The sequence below is a fragment of the Nocardioides sp. HDW12B genome (assembly GCF_011299595.1).
In the GTDB taxonomy this organism is placed as follows: Bacteria; Actinomycetota; Actinomycetes; order Propionibacteriales; family Nocardioidaceae; genus Marmoricola_A.
Genome location: NZ_CP049867.1, coordinates 103106 through 120782, shown reverse-complemented (window position 1 = coordinate 120782; position 17677 = coordinate 103106). Strand labels below are relative to the sequence as shown.

The window sequence follows — 17677 nt, the reverse complement described above, 5'->3', positions numbered from 1 at the left end:
GCAAGTTACTGACTGGTACGACGCTCCAGTGTCTCACGGCCCAACCGGCTGTGGCGCCGACCGTAGGCGAAGTAGACGACGACGCCGAGCGCCATCCAGATGAGGAAGCGCTCCCATGTCTCACCGGTCAGGTTGAGCATCAGGTAGAGGCACAGCAGCACCGCCAGGCCGGCCACCAGCGGGGCGGCCGGGGTGCGGAAGGCGCGCGGCAGGTCGGGTCGTGTACGCCGCAGCACGACGACCGCGATGGACACCAGGATGAAGGCGAACAACGTGCCGATGTTGACCAGGTTGGCCAGCGTGGCCAGGTCGACGAAGCCGGCGATCACGGCCACGACGGTGCCGGTGATGAGCGTGATGCGGTGCGGCGTACCGAACCGCGGGTGCACCTGCGCGAGCTTCGCCGGCAGCAGACCGTCGCGGGCCATCGCGAACGCCACCCGGCTCTGGCCCAGCATGAGGATCATCGCCACCACGATGAGTCCGATGCAGGCACCGACCGCGATGACGTCGCCCATCCACTCCACCCCGGCCGCGTCGAAGGCGGTCGCCAGCGGAGCGGCGTCGTTGGGGTCGATGTCCTCGTAGCTCTGGACGCCGGTGACGATGAGGCTGACCGCGGCGTACAGCACGGTGACGACGGCGAGCGAGCCGAGGATGCCGATCGGCACGTCGCGCTGCGGGTTCTTGGCCTCCTCGGCCGTGGTCGCGACGATGTCGAAGCCGATGAACGCGAAGAACACGACCGCCGCGCCGGCGACCACTCCGGCGACGCCGAAGATCGCCGGCTCGATGCCGAAGAGGCTGGTGATCAGCGGCAGGTCGCGGAAGCCGCCCCCGGATTCCGGCACGGGCTGCGACTCGGGGATGAACGGCACCCAGTTGGAGGTGTCGATGAGGGTGACGCCGACGACGATGACGATGAGGACCACGAGCAGCTTGATCGCCACCACGACCTGGTTGAACCGGCTCGACAGCTTGGTGCCGCGGATCAGCAGGGCCATCACGAGCAGGGCACAGAGCACCGCCGGCAGGTCGACGAAGCCCTCGGACGCCGAGGACAGCTGGGTCGGCAGCGTGACGCCGACGCCGTCGAGCACGTTCTGCAGGTAGCCGGAGAAGCTCGAGGCCAGCGCGGCCGAGCCGATGGTGAACTCGAGCACGAGGTCCCAGCCGATGATCCAGGCGACCAGCTCGCCGAGCGTGGCGTAGCTGAACGTGTAGGCGCTGCCCGCCACCGGCACCGTCGAGGCGAACTCGGCGTAGCAGAGCCCGGCCAGCCCGCAGGCGACCGCGGCGATCACGAAGCTCAGCGCCAGGGCCGGCCCGGAGTTCGACGCCGCGACCGTGCCGGTGAGCACGAAGATGCCGGCGCCGATGATGACGCCGACGCCGAAGACCATGAGGTCCAGCGCCCCGAGGTCCTTGCGGAGCTTGTGGTCCGGGTCGTCGGTGTCACGGATGGACTGCTCGATGCTCTTGGTGCGCCAGAGACTCATGGGAGCGAAGGTAGACCCGCGGGCGCTCCTCGCGCATCTGTTCGCGTCGGGACCCGGCCGCTAGCGTCGGGTGCATGAGCACTGACGCCGCCTCGGACGCGCACTACGACACGATCGTCATCGGCGCCGGCCAGGCGGGTCCCGGGCTCGCCGCCACGCTCGCCGGCGAGGGTGAGCGGGTCGCGCTCGTCGAGCAGGACCGCTTCGGCGGCACCTGCCTCAACTCCGGCTGCCGTCCCACCAAGGCGTTGCGGGGTACGGCGCGCGCGGCCCACGTCGCGCGCAGCAGCGCCGGTCTCGGGGTGCACGTCGACGGCGTCCGGGTCGACCTCGCCGAGGCCATCGGCCGCAAGGACTCGCTCATCGACGGCTGGCGGGCCTCCAGCGTCGACTGGGTCGAGGGCGCCGAGGGCATCGACTACCTGCACGGGCGGGCCCGCCTGGTCGGGACCTCCGACGGCTCCCACCACGTCGACGTCGACGGCCGCTCGCTGACCGCCCGGCGCGTGGTGCTCAACACCGGCGCCCGCTCGGTGCCGCCGCCGATCGACGGCCTCGACGACGTGCCCTGGATGGACCACCACGGCATCCTCGACGTGACCGAGCTGCCCTCGCACCTCGTGGTGCTGGGCGGCTCCTACATCGGGCTCGAGCTCGGCCAGGTCTTCTCGCGCTTCGGGGCGCGGGTCACGGTCGTGGAGCGGGGCGAGCGGGTCATCAGCCGCGAGGACGCCGAGGTCAGCGAGGCGGTCGCAGCCTTCCTGCGCGACGAGGGCATGACGGTGCTGACCGGCGTCGAGGTCGACCGGGTGTCGCGGGGCGGGGCCGGGGTGCTCGTGGCGCTGGCCGACGGCACCGAGCTCGACGCCAGCCACGTCCTGGTGGCCGCCGGTCGGGTGCCCAACAGCGACGACCTGGGGCTCGACACCGTGGGGGTCTCGACCGACGACCGCGGCTACGTCGAGACCGACGAGGTGTTCGCCACGAACGTCTCCGGCGTCTACGCCCTCGGGGACGTCAACGGCCGCGGGGCGTTCACCCACACGTCGTACCAGGACGGCGAGATCCTCGGCGACCACCTCACCGGCGGCTCGCGCACCGTCGGCGGCCGGGTCATGACCTACGCGCTCTTCACCGACCCGCCGCTCGGCCGGGTCGGCGCGAGCGAGGACCAGCTGAAGCGCGCCGGTACGCCGTACCGCGTGTCGAGCACACCGATGTCCGGCGTGACGCGCGCCGTGCTCGACGGGGAGACCGACGGGCTGGTGAAGCTGCTCGTCGGCGAGGACGACCAGGTGCTCGGGGCGGCCTGCCTCGGCATCGGCGGCGACGAGCTGGCACAGCTGTTCAGCCTCATGATGCACGCGAAGGTGCCGGTCACCGAGATCACGACGTGGCTGCCGATCCACCCCACCGTGACCGAGTTCCTCCCCACCTTCGTCGCCTCCCTCGCCTCCCCCGGCTGACCGCGCCGACCCTCCGGGCAGCCTCATCCGGCGATCGTGTGCACGTCGAGTCACCTGGTGACTCCAGGTGCACACGGTCCCGGGCCGGCCGGGGGGCGGCGGACGGCACAGCGGTGTCCCAGGCGGTGGCCATCGGCCCGGTTCTCCACAGGCCGGCCGACGGCGCACCCCCTCGATGCCTCCTCGGACCACAGTCCTGCCATGGACCTCCTCTCACCCGTGCTCGCCGCTCAGGACGGCGCCGTGAGTCGGACTCAGCTCCTGGAGTGCGGCCTGCAACCGCACGACGTCCGACGGATGGTGCGTCGCCGCGAGCTGTCACCGGTCCATCCCGGCGTCTACGTCACGCACACCGGCCCGTTGTCCGACCGGCAGCGGCTGTGGGCCGCGTCGCTCGCGGTCTCCGGCGGGGTGCTCGCTGGCCGGGCGGCCCAGTGCCTCGGCGGGGTGGCTGTCGCCAGGGGAGCGCTGGACGTCGTCGAGGTCGTGGTGCCGTTCACGGCCTCCGGACGTCAGGGCCTCGCGGGTGTGGAGGTGCGTCGCCGGCGTGGGTGGGACGGGCTGGTCGTCGTGGGCTCTCCACCCCGGATGCGTGTCGAGGACGCCACCGTCGATCTCGCCGACCGGGCGGTCGACGTGCTGGGTGTCGTCGACGAGCTCACCCGCGCGGTGCAGAGCCGACGCACGACCGCCGAGAGGTTGCTCGTGACCGCGCGGAACCGTCCCCGACTGCGGCGTCGCACGTTCCTGGAGGACGTTCTCGCCGATGTCGTCACCGGCGCCTGCTCCGTTCTCGAGCACGGCTACCTGACCAGGGTCGAGAGGCCGCACGGCCTGCCGGTCGGGCGGCGTCAGGTCCGGGTGGTCGGGCCGGGGGGTCGATCGGCGTTCGAGGACGTGGAGTACGACGGCGGTCTCGTCATGGAGCTGGACGGCCGTCTGGGACACGACTCGGCCCGGGGGCGCGACGCCGACTTCGACCGTGACCTCGAGGCGGCGGCGGACCGTCGCCGGACCTCGCGGATCTCCTACGGCCAGGTCTTCGGCCGGGCGTGCTGGACCGCCGAGCGGGTCGGACGCCTGCTCAGGACGGTGTGCGGCTGGGACGGCGAGATGCAGGCCTGCCGCTTCTGCGCATGAGCCGGACACGACGTCGGGGCGCCGCTCGCCCTCTCGCGTGCCTACCCACGACCGTGTGCGTTCCGTGTCACCTGGTGGCTTCAGGCGCACACGATCCCGGCGTACGGCGACCTACGTGATGCCGCTGGTGTCGGTGGGGCGGGCCGGCCGGTCCGCGGTGACTGCCAGGTGGGTCAGGAGAGGTCAGGCGCCGGCGCGGCGCTGGGCGATGCCGTAGAGAGCCACCCCGGCGGCCACGCCGGCGTTGAGCGACTCCAGCTGGTGCGCCATCGGGATGGAGACGAGCTGGTCGCAGGTCTCGGCCACCAGCCGGGACAGTCCCCCGCCCTCGGCGCCGACCACGAGCACGAGCGGCCCGTCGGCGAGGTCGAGGTCGGGCAGCGAGACCTCCCCGTCGGCGTCGAGCCCCACGACCATGCAGCCGGCGTCCTGGTAGGCCTTCAGCTGCCGGGTCAGGTTCACGCACTGGGCCACGGGCACCCGGGCGGCCGCCCCGGCGGAGGTCTTCCAGGCCGACGCCGTCATCCCGGCGGCCCGACGCTCGGGCACCACGACGCCGTGCGCGCCGAAGCCAGCCGCGCTGCGCACGACCGCCCCGAGGTTGCGCGGGTCGGTGACCGAGTCGAGCGCCACGATGAGCGGCGGCGCGCCGGACTCCTTGGCCAGCCGCAGCAGGTCGTCGGGGTGGGCGTACTCGTAGGCCGGCACCTTCGCCGTCAGCCCCTGGTGCACCGCGCCGTCGGTCAGCCGGTCCAGCTCGCGCTTGGTGACCTCGAGCAGCGGGATGCCCCGCTCGGCGACGAGCTTGAACGCCTCCCGGAGCCGGCCGTCACGCTCGGCCCCCTCCGCGACGTACACGCCGGTGACGGGCACCTCGGCCCGCAGCGCCTCGACGACGGAGTTGCGGCCGGCGATCCACTCGGTGTCGCCGCCCTTGGATCGTCGCGGCGCGGTCTTCGGGGCGTCGCGCTCGGAGCGCTTCTTCGCCTTGTAGGCCTTGTGGTTCTCGCGCTCGGCGGCCTTCGGCGTCGGCCCCCGGCCCTCGAGCCCGCGACGGACCCGGCCCCCCGACCCCGCGGTCGGGTTGCCCTTGCTGGTCTTGCGGATGGCGCCCTTGCGGGAGGAGTTGCCGGGCATCTGCTGCCTTTCGTCGTACGCCGAGGTGGCGCGGGTGCGGGGGCCGCCGGTGGGCGGCGGGGTCTCAGGCCAGCGACCAGGTCGAGCCGGACGGGCCGTCCTCGACCTCGATGCCGGCGGCCTTGATGCGGTCGCGCAGCGTGTCGGCGGTGGCGAAGTCCTTCGCGGCCCGGGCCTCGGCACGCTGCTCGAGCAGCCCGGCGACCAGGACGTCGACGGCCTCGCGCAGCCGGGCGTCGTCGGACCCGCCGCTCGCCCAGTGGGGGTCGAACGGGTTGACGCCGAGCACGCCGAGCATCGCGCGCACCGACCCGGCGGCGCCGCGCAGCGCGTCGGAGGCGCCCCCGGCGAGCAGCCGGTTGCCCTCACGGGTGACCTCGTGGACGGCCGCGACGGCCGCCGGGGTGCCCAGGTCGTCGTCCATGGCCGTCACGAAGTCGGCGCAGGGCGTGCCGAGCGGCACCTCGCCGAGCACGGTCGCGGCCCGCTCGAGGAAGTTCTCGACGCGGCCGAACCCGGCGGCCGCCTCGTCGAGCGCCTCGAAGCTGAACTCGACGTGCGAGCGGTAGTGCGCCGCCACGAGGTAGAAGCGCAGGTCGATCGCGCGGGTGCGCTGCAGCACGGCGGGAATCGTGAGGGAGTTGCCGAGCGACTTGCTCATCTTCTCGCCGGCGGTGGTGATCCAGGCGTTGTGCATCCAGGTGGTGGCGAAGCCGTCGCCGGCCGCCCGCGACTGCGCCTGCTCGTTCTCGTGGTGCGGGAAGCGCAGGTCGTCGCCGCCGCCGTGGATGTCGAAGGACGGGCCGAGGTACTTCCGCGCCATCGCCGAGCACTCGATGTGCCACCCGGGACGCCCCGGTCCCCACGGCGAGGGCCACGACGCGGTCTCCGGCTCGCTGTCCTTGCGGCCCTTCCACAACGCGAAGTCGCGGGGGTCCCGCTTGCCGCGCGGGTCGGCGTCGGCCGCCGCCTCCATCTCCGTGACCCGCTGCCCCGAGAGCTCGCCGTACGCCGGCCACGACATCACGTCGAAGTAGACGTCGCCGGAGCCGTCGGCGGCCGGGTAGGCGTGGCCACGCTCGATCAGCCGCTCGATGAGCGCCAGCATCTCCGGGACGTGCCCGGTCGCCAGCGGCTCGTAGGTCGGGGGGAGCACGTTGAGGGCGTCGTACGCCGAGGTCAGCGCGCGGGTCATGTCGTAGGCGAGGTTGAACCAGGGCCGGCCCTGCTCGGCCGACTTCACGAGGATCTTGTCGTCGATGTCGGTGACGTTGCGGATGAAGGTGACCTCGAGCCCGCGGTGCGTCAGCCAGCGGCGCAGCACGTCGAAGTTGACCCCCGAGCGGACGTGGCCGACGTGAGGCTCCGACTGCACCGTGAGGCCGCAGACGTAGACGCCCGCCCGTCCCTCCTGCTGGGGGACGAAGTCGCGCACCTCGCGGGTCACCGAGTCGTAGAGCCTGATCGTCACCGGTCAATCGTACGGCGAGCGCGGACCTGTCCATCCCAGCGACGAATGGGACAGAAGTACACCTGTGTGACGGATGGGAACTAGCCTGGAGCCCATGCGTCCCCTCCGTCACCTCATTCTTCCCCTGAGCCTCGCCGCGGTGGCCTCCGCGCTGCCCGGCGTGGCGAGCCTGTCCGGCCTCCCCGTCCTCGCCACCGCGACGGCCGACCCGCCGCACCTGGCCTCGCTCGAGCGCCCGCTCCCCCGCGACGTCGCCTTCCGGCAGTGGACGACCGGCCCGACGACCGGCCTGACGGACGCGACCGACGACCTGGGCGACCGCGGGACCTTCACCCGCACCGAGGTGCGCGGCGGCGCCCTCAAGATCGGCACCAACGCCGCCGGCGACCGCGCACTGACCGGCCGCTGGACCTCGCCGTGGGTCCGTCCCGGCTTCTCCCTCACCGAGCTCGTTCCGTCCTGGGAGGCGGCCACCCCCGGCGCGTCCTCGATCGAGGTCGAGGTCCGGGCCCGGTCCACCGACGGCGTCTCCTCGTGGGACACCATCTCCGTCTGGGCCAAGGGCGACGAGCACGTCCGCCGCAGCAGCGGCGCCTCCCAGAGCGACGACCTCGGCCGCGTCCTCTACGACACCTGGCTGGCGCCGGGTGCCTCCGCCTGGCAGGTCCGGGTCGCGCTGAAGCGCCCGGGCGTCGACGCCGTCTCCCCGCGGGTCGAGACCGTGGGCGCGATGGTGTCGCGGCTGCCGTCGGTGCAGCGCGTCGCGACCTCGCTGGCCGGCTCGCACCGCGGCGAGGCGCTCGGTGCGGTGCTGCCGGTCCCGCGCTACAGCCAGATGGTCCACAAGGGCAGCTACCGCCAGTACGGCGGCGGTGGCGAGGCCTGGTGCTCCCCGACCGCCACCGCGATGGTGCTGGCCTACTACGACGCCCTGCCGCCGGAGTCGTCGTACTCCTGGGTGCGCGCGGGCCACCCCGACCCCGAGGTGGCCCAGGTCGCGCGGGCGACCTACGACACGTCGTACGGCGGCACGGGGACGTGGCCGTTCAACACCGCGTACGCCGCCTCGCGCACCGGCTCGGCCTTCGTCACGCGCCTGCGCAACCTGCGCGAGGTGGAGCGGTTCGTCAACGTAGGCATCCCGCTCGTGGCCTCGATCCGCTTCGGGGCGGGCGAGCTGCGCGGCGCCCCGATCTCCTCGTCGAACGGCCACCTGCTGGTCATCGCCGGCTTCACCCGGGCCGGCGACGTCGTGGTCAACGACCCGGCGGCCGACTCGAGGGCCGGCGTGCGCCGCGTCTACGACCGCACCCAGTTCGAGACCGCCTGGCTGCGCCGCGACTCCTCCGGGACCGGTGGCTCCGGCGGCATCGTCTACGTCGTCCACGATGAGGAGCACCCGCTGCCCGACAACATGGTGCAGAGCAACTGGTGAGCCCTACTCGACGGTGAGCTCCACGGTGTGCCAGCCGGTGGCGCCGTCCGGCACGACGTCGCGGCGCACGCCGGTCTGGGTGTAGCCGGACCGGTCGGTGGCCCGCACCGCCAGCGTGTGCACGCCCGGGTCGACCTCGACGCTGCCGGCCCACTGCACCCACGTGTCGTCGTCCGGCCCGGCGGCGGCGAGCCCGACCTCGGTCCAGGCGCCGCCGTCCAGGCGGACCTCGACGCGCTCGATGCCGAGGTGCTGCGACCAGGCCACGCCGCCGACGGCGAGCGTGCCGGAGTCGGCCCGCTGGTTGGCCCGCGGCACGTCGATGCGCGACTGCGTGCGGATCGGCGCCTGCTCGGCCCAGCCGTTGGTCGTCCAGTAGGCCTCGATCTCGTCCAAGCGCGTGACCTCGAGGTCGACGACCCACTTGGTCGCCGAGACGAAGCCGTAGAGCCCCGGCACCACCATCCGCACCGGGAAGCCGTGCTCGAGCGGCAGCGGCTCGCCGTTCATCGCCACCGCCAGGAGGGCGTGGCGGTCGTCGGTGAGGGCGCTCAGCGGCGTGCCGCAGGTCCAGCCGTCCTCGGACGTCTGCAGCACCGCGTCGGCGCCGGGCAGCGGTCGGGCGCGGGCCAACAGCTCGGCCACCCGGACGCCGCTCCACCAGGCGTTGCCGATGAGGTCGCCGCCGACCTCGTTCGACACGCAGCACAGGGTCACCCAGGCCTCCGTCTGCTCCGCGTCGAGCAGGTCGGCGAAGCTGACGGTGACCTCCTCCTCGACCATCCCGTGGATGCGGAGCCGCCAGGTGTCGACGTCGACGGCGGGCACCGCGAAGGCGGTGTCGATGCGGTAGAAGTCGTTGTTCGGGGTGCGCCACGGCGTCAGCCCCGCCGGTCCGTCGGGACCCAGCTCGACGCCGTCCGGCAGGGCGCCGCGCGAGGCGGGCAGCCGCAGGCGGGACCGGGCCGCCTCGACCAGCCGGCGGCGGCGCCCCAGCAGCTGGGCGCCGGCCCCGACGGCCAGCGACAGCCCGGCGACCACCCCGGCGCGGACCAGGAACGTCCGCCGGCTCGCGTCGCTGGCCGGCGCTGCCCGGCCCGCTGTCCCGCCGAGCTCCTCCGTCCCGCCGGCCGTCTCGCGGTGGCGGGCGGGCTCTCCGACCGTCTCGCCGCGGCTGGCCGACGGCGGCACGAGGACGGGCAGCACGGCCAGCCAGGTGATCGTCCCGGCCAGCACCGGCACGACCGCCGAGGTCGCCCCGCCGCCGGGGCCGAGCACGGCGGCGAGCGCGAGCAGCCCCATGACGAGGAAGACCAGCTGGCCGCGGCGCACGCTGCGCCCGGCCAGTGCACCGGCCGCGGCGGACAGTCCGAGCAGCCCGAGGACGACCCCGCCGACCAGCAGCGGCTTGTCCCACGTGCCGACCGCAGAGATGGCGACCTCGACGAGCTTGCCGGGGGTGATCTCGGCGATCCCCTCGGCGACCGCCGTCACCGGGGACAGCCGCTCGTTGAGCAGCGCAGCGGCCGCCAGGCTGACGGCGAGGCCTGCCACGCCGGTCAGCACCCCCGCGAGCAGGGACTGCCCCGGGATCGACGTACGGCGGGAGGCGCGCGCGTCCGCAGGAGGCGGGGTCGGGGACGGGCTCACCGCTCCATGGTGGCCCATGGGCGGTCGGCGGAGGGTCGCCGCTGCGGGCGCGCGGTGTCGTGGCGCGCTCACGCCCGGCCCGGCGGTGCCATGATGCGGCCATGGACGACCCCGCCGTCTCGGCCCCGCTCCCCCTGCCCCGCACCGGCATCGGCGTGGACGTCCACGCCTACGCCGAGGGCGTCCCGATGTGGCTGGCGGGGCTGCACTTCGAGGACGAGACGCACGGCCTGGACGGGCACTCGGACGCCGACGTGGCCGCGCACGCGGCGTGCGACGCGCTGTTCTCGGCCTGCGGGCTCGGCGACCTGGGGTCGAACTACGGCACCTCCGACCCGGCGTGGGCCGGCGCCTCCGGGGTCGCCCTGCTCGCCGAGACCGCCCGTCGCGTGCGGGAGGCCGGGTTCACGATCGGCAACGTGGCGGTCCAGGTCATCGGCAACCGCCCGAGGCTCGGACCACGTCGGGCCGAGGCCGAGGCCACCCTCTCGGAGGCCGCCGGCGCCCCGGTCACCGTCTCGGCGACCACCACCGACGGTCTCGGCCTGACCGGCCGTGGTGAGGGCGTCGCCGCGATCGCCACCGCCCTCGTCGCGCGCTGAGGGGTGGTGTCGGTTTCACTGGGTACCTAGTGAAACCGGCGCTTCCCTGACGAAACTTCGCTCGGGAAGCGCCAGAATCACTAGGTACCTAGTGAAACCGACAGCCCACCGACCCCCGACAAAAGCGGCGACGGCCGCCTCCCCGGCGGGAGACGGCCGTCGATGACAGTGAGGGGGCGACCCTCAGGAGGCGAGGACCTCGTCGAGGAGGGCCTCAGCCTTGTCCTCGTTGGTGCTCTCGGCCAGCGCGAGCTCGGAGACCAGGATCTGCCGGGCCTTGGCCAGCATGCGCTTCTCGCCGGCGGAGAGGCCACGGTCACGCTCACGGCGCCACAGGTCGCGCACGACCTCGGCGACCTTCATGACGTCACCGGAGTGCAGCTTCTCCAGGTTGGCCTTGTAGCGGCGCGACCAGTTGGTCGGCTCCTCGGCGTGGGCCATGCGGAGGACGTCGAACACCTTGTCGAGTCCCTCCTTGTCGACCACGTCGCGGACCCCCACGAGATCCAGGTTGCACGCGGGGACGCGCACCACCAGGTCCTGCTGGGCGACGATCCGGAGGACGAGGTACTCGCGGTCCTCACCCTTGATCGTGCGGGTCTCGATATCTTCGATCACGGCTGCGCCGTGGTTGGGGTAGACAACCGTTTCGCCGACGGTGAAAGTCATATGTGAAGAACCCTTTCCTAGGTGACCAGTTTAACACGCCGATCGGAGTGGTAGGAGACCGTTTCCGCAGGTCAGAGGCGGTGCGAGGGCTTGACAGGTCCCGCATCCGTGTGCTGGCGGCGGCTCCTGCGGGCCCCGTTCGGCCTCGCGCGGGTGCCTCCGACCGCTAGTTTTCGGGCCATGTCCAAACGCAAGCGGCCCGGCTTCGCCCTGTCCCTCCTCCGGGCCTCCCACCCCGGAGAATCGCTGGTCATCGCGGTCGGGGTGACCCTCGGGGCCGTGCTGATCGGGCGGCCCTTGCGCGAGGTGGCGCTGGTGTTCGCCACCGTCCTCCTCGGCCGCCTCACCGCGGGCTGGCTCAACGACGCCGCCGACCGCCGACGCGACGCGGCGGCCGGCCGTCTGGACAAGCCGGTGGCCCAGGGCTGGGTCGACGGCGGCACCGTCACGTTCACCGTCGCGTGCGCCACCTGTGTGCTCGTCCCGCTGTCGATCTCGAACGGCACGGTCGCCGGGGTCGCGCACCTGCTGTCGGTGCTGGCGGCGTGGGCCTACTGCACGCGCATCAAGACCACGCGGCTGTCCTTCCTGCCGTGGGCGATCAGCTTCGCCCTGCTCCCCGCCTTCCTGTCGTACGGCGGGTGGGGCGGCGGTGTCCACGGCGGACCGCCCACCGTCCTCATGACGGTGCTGGCCGGGCTGCTCGGCGTCGGGGTCCACGTGATCCTGGCCCTGCAGGACCTCGTCGGCGACAACCGCATCGGGCTGCGCACCTTCCCGCTGATGATCGCGCTCAAGATCGGGGCCGGGAAGCTGCTCGTGCTGTCCGGCGTCTGGACGGTCGCGGTCCTCGGCGGGATCGTCGCGGCCGGGCTCGGCCCCGGGCTGACCCAGTAGCCCGGACGGGGCCGCCCCTCGGCGTACCGGTTCCCCTAGACTCGGGCGCGTGACCGCCTCTCGCCTCCGCCCCGTCGCCGCGCCGCGGTCCCGGGCCCGCCGCCTGCTCGCTCTCACCCTCGCGACCCCGCTGCTCGCCGCCTGCTCGGTGAACTTCGGCGCCCAGACCGACCAGGTGTACACGCCGGCGCAGGGCGTCAACGACCGCAGCACCGACATCGACGTGCTCAACGCGCTCGTGGTCGCCGAGTCCGACGGCTCCGGCCGCCTCATCGCCGGGCTCGCCAGCCAGGCCGACGAGGACGTCGAGCTGCAGGGCGTCCAGGGCGTGGAGGAGGACGCCGAGGTGCAGTTCGGCAGCGATGGCGGCGACACGGTCGTCCCGGCCGGCGGCTTCCTGCAGCTCGCCGACGAGGGCTCCGCGGTCATCAGCGCCACCGGCGAGGGCGTCGAGATCGGCGACTACGTGCGCCTGACGATGTCGTTCAGCAACGGCGACGAGGTCGACCTCAACGTGCCGGTCGTCGTGCCGGGCGAGGACTTCGCTGACGTGACCCTGCCCAGCTCCGGCTCCTCGGAGAGCAGCTCGGAGGAGCCCTCCGCCGAGCCGTCGGAGTCCCCCTCGGAATCCCCCTCCTCGGAAGGCTGAGCCCATGAGCGCGCCGTACACCCTGGTCCTGCTCCGCCACGGCGAGAGCGACTGGAACGCCAAGAACCTGTTCACCGGCTGGGTCGACGTCGCGCTGACCGACAAGGGGCGTGAGGAGGCGGCGCGGGCCGGCCGGCTGCTGACCGAGGCCGGCGTGCTGCCCGACGTGCTGCACACCTCGCTGCTGCGGCGCGCGATCACGACCGCGCAGCTCGCGCTCGAGGAGGCCGAGCGGCACTGGGTGCCGGTACGCCGCTCCTGGCGCCTCAACGAGCGCCACTACGGCGCCCTGCAGGGCAAGGACAAGAAGGCCACGCTCGAGGAGTACGGCGAGGAGCAGTTCATGCTCTGGCGCCGCTCCTACGACACGCCCCCGCCGGCGCTCGACGACGACAACGAGTGGTCGCAGGTCGGCGACCCGCGCTACGACCTGCTGCCGGGCGAGCTGATGCCGCGCACGGAGTGCCTCGCCGACGTCATCGACCGCATGCTGCCCTACTGGTACGACGCGATCGTGCCAGACCTGCGCGACGGCCGGACCGTGTGCGTCGCCGCCCACGGCAACAGCCTGCGCGGGCTGGTCAAGCACCTCGACGGCATCAGCGAGGAGGAGGTCGTGGGACTCAACATCCCCACCGGCATCCCGCTGGTCTACCGCCTCGACGAGGACCTGCACCCGACCGAGCGTGGCGGGCAGTACCTCGACCCGGACGCCGCCGCGGACGCCATCAAGGCCGTCGCCTCGCAGGGTCGCTGAGCCCCTGCCGGTTTCCCACGGTATGCAGGCGAACTGGCACTCCCCATGGCGTACAGACCGTGGGGAGTGCCAGTTCCTCTGCATACCGTGGGAAACCAGCGCCCGCCGCGGTCTCAGGGCGTCAGGCGGGACTGCAAGAACGCCCGCAGGCGGTCCTCGTTGCCGACGAGGCGGACGTCGGCGGCGTCGGGCCGGGTCCGTCGCCACAGCAGCGTGAGCAGCGTCGCGGCGGGCGCCTCGATGCGGTCGAGGTCGTCACGCGACCCCCGTGTCACCACCGGTACGGCGCGCGTGGTCGGTCGCTCCTCGCGCTGCTCCGGTGAGGCGCCCTGGGCGGGGATGCCGACCGGCGCCGGCTCCAGGACCCACGACTCCTCGGCGTCGGTGGCCCGCAGCTCGAGGGCCCGGTGCAGCACGGCGGGGTGGCCGCGGCGGTGCATGCGGCCGAGGAACACCTCGAGCACCTCGCTGACGCCGTCGACGGCCAGCCGGGGCGGCACCCGCGGCTCGTGGTCGCCGGCGACCGCGAGGTCGAAGCCGTGCACCACGGTCTCGTGCGCCTGCCGACGTGCCCAGAACGCGGCGGTCCCCGCGTCGTCGACGAAGGTCCAGCAGGGGGCGGACGGGTCGGCGGCACGCAGCACCTCGTAGAGGTCCTCGGCCTTGGCGAGGTACCACTCCGAGACCCGGCGCGAGCGCGCCGACGAGGGGCGGTCGTCGAGCTGCTCGGCCTTCGCGCCGGTCTCGACGACGGTCGCGGCCCAGGCGTGGACGTTGCCCAGGTGGGCGACGAGGTCGAGCACGCTCCAGTCCGGGCAGGCCGGGACCGGAGCCCGTGCCGACGTACGCCCGAGGTGGGTGGCGAACCACTCCGCCGCCGAGGCGAACTCCTCGACGAAGTCCAGCCCGGGCTCAGCCGGGGTCGCGGAGTCCATACGCCCATGGTGGCACGTTTGGGACGAACCCCCCGCCGGTGGGCCGGTCCGCCACGGGCGGCGCGTCAGCCGTCGAGCGCGGTCGGCACCTCGCCGGTGACCAGGTAGACGACCCGGCGCGCGAGCGAGACGGCGTGGTCGGCGATGCGCTCGTAGTAGCGCCCGAGCAGCGCGTTGTCGATCGCCGGCTCCACGCCGTACGCCCAGCTCTCGCCGAGCATGAGGCGGAACGAGCGGCGACGCAGCTCGTCCATCTCCTCGTCGTCGGACTCCACCGAGCGAGCGGCGTCGACGTCGCGGTTCTTGATGACCTCGGCGACCGAGCCGATCATGTGGACCGCGACCGCGGCCATGCGCTCGACGGTGGGGATCAGGTCCGGCGGGACGGCCACCTCGGGCACGCGCAGCTGGGCGACCTTGGCCACGTGCACGGCCAGGTCTCCCATCCGCTCGAGGTCGGCGACCATCCGCACGGTCGCGATGAGCATCCGCAGGTCGCCGGCCACCGGCTGCTGCAGCGCGAGCAGCTCGAAGGCGCGGCCCTCGATGTCGTTGCGGAGCGCGTCGATGGCCGCGTCGCCGCGGAGCACCTGCTCGGCGACGCCGGCGTCGGCGGAGAGAAGGGCCGTCGTGGCCTGGCTGGTGGCGTCCTGCACCATGCCGGTCAGACGGACGAGGTCGTCGACGATGGCGTCGAGCTGGTCGTGGTAGGCCGTACGCATGGGTCAACAGTCTCTATGGCAGACGGACAGCCGTCCAACTGGTGGTGAACCACGGGTGAACTGCTGACGAAACAGCAGGTCAGGGGCCATCATCCGGGGCGGCCCCTCCGCGGACCGTCCTAGGATCGCACCGTGGACCCGAACACCGAGGGCGTGATGCTCCTGCTGCTGGGCATCTTCCTCGGCGCCCTGCCGGTGCTCGCCTGGCACGCCAGCGAGCGGCAGCTGCGCGGCCGCAAGCCGCCCGAGGAGCCGGCCGCGGACGTCGTACCCCCCGGGGTGGCGACCGTCCTCAACGTCCTGCGCTCCAGCGCGCTCGTGGTCGACGCCGAGGACCGGGTCGTGCAGGCGTCGGCTCCGGCGTACTCGCTGGGGCTGGTGCGCGACGGCGAGCTGCGCAACGACGAGCTCGCCGCGCTCGTGGCGAAGGTGCGGCGCGACGGCGAGATCCGCCAGGTCGACCTCGACATCCACCGCACCGGCCAGCAGCCGGTGCACGTCAACGCACGCGTCGCCGCGCTGAGCAGCCGGCTCGTGCTGGTGCTCACCGAGGACCGCACCCGCGAGCGCCGTGTCGACGCCATCCGCCGCGACTTCGTCGCCAACGTCTCGCACGAGCTGAAGACGCCGGTCGGCGCGCTCACGCTGCTGGCCGAGGCGGTGCGCGAGGCCGCCGACGACCCCGAGGCGGTGCAGCGGTTCGCCGCACGCATGCAGACCGAGGCCGTGCGGCTCAACCGCCTGGTCCAGCAGATCATCGAGCTCTCGCGGCTCCAGGGCGACGAGGCGCTGGAGCGGCCGGCGATGGTCCCGGTCGACCGCGTCGTCGAGCGCTCCATCGATTTCAACGAGATCGAGGCGACGGCCAAGGGCATCGAGGTCGTGTACGACGGGCGCCGCGGGCTCTCCGCGCTCGGCAACCCCGACCAGGTGTCCCTGGCGGTCAGCAACCTGGTGGCCAACGCCATCGCCTACTCCCCCGAGGGCAGCCGCGTGGTCGTCTCGGCGCTCCAGCAGGAGCTGATGGTCGACATCACCGTGACCGACGAGGGCATCGGCATCCCGCGCGCCGAGCTCGACCGGATCTTCGAGCGCTTCTACCGCGTCGACCCGGCCCGGCACCGCTCCACCGGCGGCACCGGCCTCGGGCTGTCGATCGTCAAGCACGTCGCCGCCACCCACGGCGGGGAGGTCAAGGTCTGGTCGGAGCCGGGCAAGGGCTCGAGCTTCACCCTCCGGCTGCCCCGCCACACCGCCACCCCCGCTCCGGCCCCCGGCCCGGCGCCGGACCGGGCCTCCGCCGTACCCACCCCTGTTCCGTCTGTGAAGGAGTCATCGTGACCCGAGTGCTCGTCGTCGAGGACGAGGAGAGCTACAGCGACGCCCTGGCGTACATGCTGCGCAAGGAGGGCTTCGAGGTCAGCCTCGCCGCCACCGGGCTGCAGGCGCTGGAGGAGTTCGACCGCAGCGGCCCCGACATCGTGCTGCTCGACCTGATGCTGCCCGAGCTGTCCGGCACCGAGGTGTGCCGCCGCATCCGCGCCGTGTCCAACGTGCCGGTCATCATGGTCAGCGCCAAGGACGACGAGGTCGACAAGGTGGTCGGGCTCGAGCTCGGCGCCGACGACTACGTCACCAAGCCCTACGCCCCGCGCGAGCTGGTGGCCCGGATCCGGGCCGTGCTGCGGCGCGGCAACGAGGTCGAGGCGGCTCCAGCCGCGCTGGAGGCCGGACCGGTCCGGATGGACGTCGAGCGCCACCTGGTGTCGGTCAACGGCGCCGACACCCCGCTGCCGCTCAAGGAGTTCGAGCTGCTCGAGATGCTGCTGCGCAACCCCGGCCGGGTCCTGACGCGCGGTCAGCTCATCGACCGGGTCTGGGGCTCCGACTACGTGGGCGACACCAAGACCCTCGACGTCCACGTCAAGCGCCTGCGCGCCAAGATCGAGCCCGACCCGGCCAACCCCGTCCACCTCGTCACCGTCCGGGGGCTGGGCTACAAGTTCGACGCCTGAGGGTGCGGGCTGTCGGTTTCACTAGGTACCTAGTGAATTTGGCGCTTCCCGAACGAAGTTTCGTGCGGGAAGCGCCGGTTTCACTAGGTACCCAGTGAAACCGACGACCCCCTACTGCTCCGTCGGGGTGCCGGTGGCTTCCAGCCAGCCCCGGAAGGCGTCGAGGTTGCGGGTCGACTCGCCCCGCGAGATGCGCCACTCCCACTCCTTGCGGATCGAGCTGCCGAAGCCGAGCTCGAGGAGCGTGTTGAACGACTCGTCGGCGTAGCTCAGCACCGCGCCGAGCAGCCGGTCGAGCTCCTCGGGGGTCACCGACGACAGCGGCAGCCGGCCGTCGAGGTAGATGTCGCCGTGGTGGTCGACGGCGAACGCGACGCCGTACAGCTTCAGGTTGCGCTCCAGCATCCACCGGTAGACGCGCGCGTGGTTCTCATCGGGGTGCCGCGCGACGAACGCGTGTACGCCGAGCGCGTGCGGCCCGACGTCGAGGCGGCACGGCGTCTGCAGCTTCTTCTCCCCCGGCAGCGTCACGCTGAAGACGCCGGGCGAGACCTCGGTGTGCTCGAGCTCGTTGTCGGCCAGCACGGCGCGCACGGTCGCGACCGCCTGCTCACGCAGGTCCTCGCGCCCCGG

Annotated in this window: 17 protein-coding genes; 9 read left to right on the top strand and 8 right to left on the bottom strand. The window is 72.9% G+C overall.

Translation table 11 applies throughout. The features are described from left to right. Positions 1 to 5: 5 nt before the first annotated feature. A complete protein-coding gene (locus G7072_RS00540; RefSeq protein ID WP_166083709.1) occupies positions 6 to 1499 on the bottom strand; it encodes an amino acid permease in 1494 nt (497 codons plus the stop codon). 74 nt (positions 1500 to 1573) lie between these two features. Here G7072_RS00540 and G7072_RS00535 point away from each other — a divergent pair, with 74 nt between their 5' ends. Together G7072_RS00535 and G7072_RS00530 are read left to right on the top strand one after the other, a co-directional pair. Next, positions 1574 to 2965 carry a mercuric reductase gene (locus G7072_RS00535; protein ID WP_166083708.1) on the top strand — a complete coding sequence of 464 codons (1392 nt, stop codon included), beginning with the start codon at positions 1574 to 1576 and terminating at the stop codon, positions 2963 to 2965. Between the two features lie 201 nt (positions 2966 to 3166). After that, positions 3167 to 4105, top strand: a complete 939-nt coding sequence (locus G7072_RS00530) for a type IV toxin-antitoxin system AbiEi family antitoxin domain-containing protein (RefSeq protein ID WP_166083707.1) — start codon at positions 3167 to 3169, stop codon at positions 4103 to 4105. Between the two features lie 183 nt (positions 4106 to 4288). Here the strand turns inward: G7072_RS00530 and rlmB are convergent, their stop codons facing one another. Next, positions 4289 to 5242: a 23S rRNA (guanosine(2251)-2'-O)-methyltransferase RlmB gene (rlmB, locus tag G7072_RS00525; RefSeq protein WP_166083706.1), complete on the bottom strand. Its 954-nt coding sequence runs from the start codon at positions 5240 to 5242 to the stop codon at positions 4289 to 4291. Positions 5243 to 5306: 64 nt separating this feature from the next. Next, on the bottom strand, positions 5307 to 6713 hold the full coding sequence (gene cysS / locus G7072_RS00520) for a cysteine--tRNA ligase (RefSeq protein ID WP_166083704.1): 1407 nt from the start codon (positions 6711 to 6713) through the stop codon (positions 5307 to 5309). Between the two features lie 94 nt (positions 6714 to 6807). On the opposite strand from cysS, the gene G7072_RS00515 reads away from it, so the two are divergent. After that, entirely contained in the window at positions 6808 to 8148 is a 1341-nt protein-coding gene (locus G7072_RS00515; RefSeq protein ID WP_166083703.1) for a peptidase C39 family protein, read from the top strand. Positions 8149 to 8151: 3 nt separating this feature from the next. Here G7072_RS00515 and G7072_RS00510 read toward each other — a convergent pair whose 3' ends face one another. After that, positions 8152 to 9798, bottom strand: a complete 1647-nt coding sequence (locus tag G7072_RS00510) for a molybdopterin-dependent oxidoreductase (RefSeq protein WP_240917073.1) — start codon at positions 9796 to 9798, stop codon at positions 8152 to 8154. A 101-nt stretch (positions 9799 to 9899) separates the two neighbouring features. On the opposite strand from G7072_RS00510, the gene ispF reads away from it, so the two are divergent. Continuing rightward, entirely contained in the window at positions 9900 to 10400 is a 501-nt protein-coding gene (gene ispF / locus G7072_RS00505; protein WP_166083701.1) for a 2-C-methyl-D-erythritol 2,4-cyclodiphosphate synthase, read from the top strand. Between the two features lie 183 nt (positions 10401 to 10583). Here ispF and G7072_RS00500 read toward each other — a convergent pair whose 3' ends face one another. Next, positions 10584 to 11069, bottom strand: coding sequence for a CarD family transcriptional regulator (locus tag G7072_RS00500; protein ID WP_166083699.1), 486 nt, complete (start codon positions 11067 to 11069; stop codon positions 10584 to 10586). Positions 11070 to 11249: 180 nt separating this feature from the next. On the opposite strand from G7072_RS00500, the gene G7072_RS00495 reads away from it, so the two are divergent. The 3 genes from G7072_RS00495 to G7072_RS00485 are packed head-to-tail and all read left to right on the top strand — an operon-like array spanning position 11250 to position 13372. Further along, positions 11250 to 11966 carry a UbiA family prenyltransferase gene (locus G7072_RS00495; protein ID WP_166083698.1) on the top strand — a complete coding sequence of 239 codons (717 nt, stop codon included), beginning with the start codon at positions 11250 to 11252 and terminating at the stop codon, positions 11964 to 11966. Between the two features lie 49 nt (positions 11967 to 12015). Continuing rightward, positions 12016 to 12615: a hypothetical protein gene (locus G7072_RS00490; RefSeq protein ID WP_166083697.1), complete on the top strand. Its 600-nt coding sequence runs from the start codon at positions 12016 to 12018 to the stop codon at positions 12613 to 12615. Positions 12616 to 12619: 4 nt separating this feature from the next. Beyond that, the gene (locus G7072_RS00485; protein ID WP_166083696.1) at positions 12620 to 13372 is read left to right on the top strand and encodes a phosphoglyceromutase; all 753 of its coding nucleotides are present in this window, start codon (positions 12620 to 12622) and stop codon (positions 13370 to 13372) included. 113 nt (positions 13373 to 13485) lie between these two features. On the opposite strand, the gene G7072_RS00480 is transcribed toward G7072_RS00485, so the two are convergent. Together G7072_RS00480 and phoU are read right to left on the bottom strand one after the other, a co-directional pair. Continuing rightward, positions 13486 to 14307 carry a maleylpyruvate isomerase N-terminal domain-containing protein gene (locus G7072_RS00480; protein ID WP_166083695.1) on the bottom strand — a complete coding sequence of 274 codons (822 nt, stop codon included), beginning with the start codon at positions 14305 to 14307 and terminating at the stop codon, positions 13486 to 13488. Positions 14308 to 14372: 65 nt separating this feature from the next. Then, positions 14373 to 15029, bottom strand: coding sequence for a phosphate signaling complex protein PhoU (phoU, locus tag G7072_RS00475; RefSeq protein ID WP_166083694.1), 657 nt, complete (start codon positions 15027 to 15029; stop codon positions 14373 to 14375). A gap of 132 nt (positions 15030 to 15161) precedes the next feature. On the opposite strand from phoU, the gene G7072_RS00470 reads away from it, so the two are divergent. Next, positions 15162 to 16370, top strand: coding sequence for an ATP-binding protein (locus G7072_RS00470; protein ID WP_240917072.1), 1209 nt, complete (start codon positions 15162 to 15164; stop codon positions 16368 to 16370). Further along, positions 16367 to 17044 (top strand): response regulator transcription factor, encoded by a 678-nt coding sequence (locus G7072_RS00465; RefSeq protein ID WP_166083693.1) that lies wholly within the window; start codon positions 16367 to 16369, stop codon positions 17042 to 17044. Before G7072_RS00470 ends, G7072_RS00465 begins: the two co-directional genes overlap by 4 nt. 111 nt (positions 17045 to 17155) lie before the next feature. On the opposite strand, the gene G7072_RS00460 is transcribed toward G7072_RS00465, so the two are convergent. After that, positions 17156 to 17638, bottom strand: coding sequence for a YbjN domain-containing protein (locus G7072_RS00460; RefSeq protein ID WP_240917318.1), 483 nt, complete (start codon positions 17636 to 17638; stop codon positions 17156 to 17158). Positions 17639 to 17677 lie beyond the last annotated feature (39 nt).

Excerpts from the sequence above, each read along its gene's own strand:
- G7072_RS00540 (WP_166083709.1), bottom strand. The coding sequence starts at position 1,499 with ATGAGTCTCTGGCGCACCAAGAGCATCGAGCAGTCCATCCGTGACACC.
- G7072_RS00535 (WP_166083708.1), top strand. The coding sequence starts at position 1,574 with ATGAGCACTGACGCCGCCTCGGACGCGCACTACGACACGATCGTCATC.
- G7072_RS00530 (WP_166083707.1), top strand. The coding sequence starts at position 3,167 with ATGGACCTCCTCTCACCCGTGCTCGCCGCTCAGGACGGCGCCGTGAGT.
- rlmB (WP_166083706.1), bottom strand. The coding sequence starts at position 5,242 with ATGCCCGGCAACTCCTCCCGCAAGGGCGCCATCCGCAAGACCAGCAAG.
- G7072_RS00515 (WP_166083703.1), top strand. The coding sequence starts at position 6,808 with ATGCGTCCCCTCCGTCACCTCATTCTTCCCCTGAGCCTCGCCGCGGTG.
- ispF (WP_166083701.1), top strand. The coding sequence starts at position 9,900 with ATGGACGACCCCGCCGTCTCGGCCCCGCTCCCCCTGCCCCGCACCGGC.
- G7072_RS00500 (WP_166083699.1), bottom strand. The coding sequence starts at position 11,069 with ATGACTTTCACCGTCGGCGAAACGGTTGTCTACCCCAACCACGGCGCA.
- G7072_RS00495 (WP_166083698.1), top strand. The coding sequence starts at position 11,250 with ATGTCCAAACGCAAGCGGCCCGGCTTCGCCCTGTCCCTCCTCCGGGCC.
- G7072_RS00485 (WP_166083696.1), top strand. The coding sequence starts at position 12,620 with ATGAGCGCGCCGTACACCCTGGTCCTGCTCCGCCACGGCGAGAGCGAC.
- G7072_RS00480 (WP_166083695.1), bottom strand. The coding sequence starts at position 14,307 with ATGGACTCCGCGACCCCGGCTGAGCCCGGGCTGGACTTCGTCGAGGAG.
- phoU (WP_166083694.1), bottom strand. The coding sequence starts at position 15,029 with ATGCGTACGGCCTACCACGACCAGCTCGACGCCATCGTCGACGACCTC.